Annotated in this window: 1 protein-coding gene; it reads left to right on the top strand. The window is 43.9% G+C overall.

All coding sequences use genetic code 11. The annotated features are described in order from the left end of the window. Positions 1-127: 127 nt before the first annotated feature. Positions 128-808, top strand: a complete 681-nt coding sequence (locus E5J99_RS20995) for a hypothetical protein (protein WP_135499759.1) — start codon at positions 128-130, stop codon at positions 806-808. Positions 809-903: the final 95 nt, after the last annotated feature.

Genomic DNA, 903 nt, shown 5'->3' with positions numbered 1-903 from the left:
CCTGCCGCGCCCCGGGGTGCTGACACGCCGCAGCCACGCGCGTGCGTAAATCCAGTGAATAAGCTTGCATCCTGGGACTTACGACCAAACCTCGCCGTAAGATACACCGTTCACGAATCTGCTATATTTGTTCGAAAGCACCGGTATTAGTAATAACTTAAAGGAGCCAGGATCGGCTGATATGTATTTTGGTGAATTTACGGGTAGACTTATTCTGACAAAAATGTTAAATGGTAATATCACTCATTTTCTGTATAAGAAAGGATCTGTTATAAAATGGGAGAATAATAAATCTGAAAAAGGTAATTCGGTTAATGAGTATTCTGATAACGATAAAGCAGCGCGAGCTTGCGAAGATTATTATACTTGCTATTGGAGTGCTTATTGCACGTATCGTAATATGATAGTTGGCACGACAACTTATGGAAATGGTTCATGTAACTATCCGAGCTTGTCACCGTGTGGATATTATTATGCTGAATGGGAGCAAGTAGGTGAACAGGTTTCTCAACAATGCTATAACGATGATCCACCGCCGCCGCCCCCTGGTGATGGCGACGGTGGTAATGGTGGTGGATATAATTTTGGGGGAACTACGAATTACGAAGTGTTTGATAATGAGTGTCAAGGGCTAAATAATATGGTCAATAGACAAGCCGTCCAGGGAGGCCTAGAAACAGCTGCCTATTATACGACAGACGGACACATGATTTTGTTGCCTACAGTTGGGAATACTCCTACAACGGTTAACATTTCTTTTCCATACAGAGATATGCTGACCTCCTCCCAAGAAACTGGTCCACGCTAAAGTAGAGAAATCAGGCCCTTGTTGTATCTTAAACCAAGAGACATGCGCCATGAAAAAGACGAAGTTTACCGAGGCCCAGATCGTGTTTGCCCTGC

The organism is Hymenobacter elongatus (assembly GCF_004745955.1).
Classification (GTDB): Bacteria; Bacteroidota; Bacteroidia; order Cytophagales; family Hymenobacteraceae; genus Hymenobacter; species Hymenobacter elongatus.
Note: the sequence above shows the minus strand (reverse complement) of the source record. Positions and strands in the feature narration are given on the sequence as shown.